Source organism: Mesorhizobium sp. M7A.F.Ca.MR.362.00.0.0, from assembly GCF_004023175.1.
GTDB lineage: Bacteria > Pseudomonadota > Alphaproteobacteria > Rhizobiales > Rhizobiaceae > Mesorhizobium.
In genome coordinates, this window is record NZ_RZTF01000933.1 from 1 (window position 1) to 400 (window position 400).

Here is a 400-nt window from a genome sequence, read left to right on the forward strand (position 1 = left end):
ATGAAGTACTTCATTAATCTTAGTAATAAAGTAAGACATTGCCTGTTGGTCTCCAATTACCGCTCTATGTTGTCGTTCTAACCAAACGTTGCTGTCATCTTCTACAGCATCCGCTACTTCATTGGAGCTTTTTTTATCAATGCTTCCATCAATAACAATTTCCTGTAACTGATTTCTCACTTTTGTACAGATATCCTTAAAGGAGCGGTTTCTCGTATAGTCATTTATTCTGACTACATGTTTTAATCCTTTCGTAGAAACAGTTTCAGCTAACCACTCCGAAATACTAAACTCTTTTTCAATTCCGATTCCTTTTTCTAAGCTGTTCAGTTTCACTCACTCCTTTCTAGTTAAAGATAGAAAATAATCCTTTCTTTTCTTTTAACTTATTGTGTTGAAG

General features: G+C 34.2%; 1 protein-coding gene. It reads right to left on the bottom strand.

The window, feature by feature from the left end; all coding sequences use genetic code 11:
- Positions 1-336: hypothetical protein (locus EOC06_RS38580; protein WP_206631406.1), on the bottom strand; the 336-nt coding region annotated here is incomplete at its 3' end.
- Positions 337-400 lie beyond the last annotated feature (64 nt).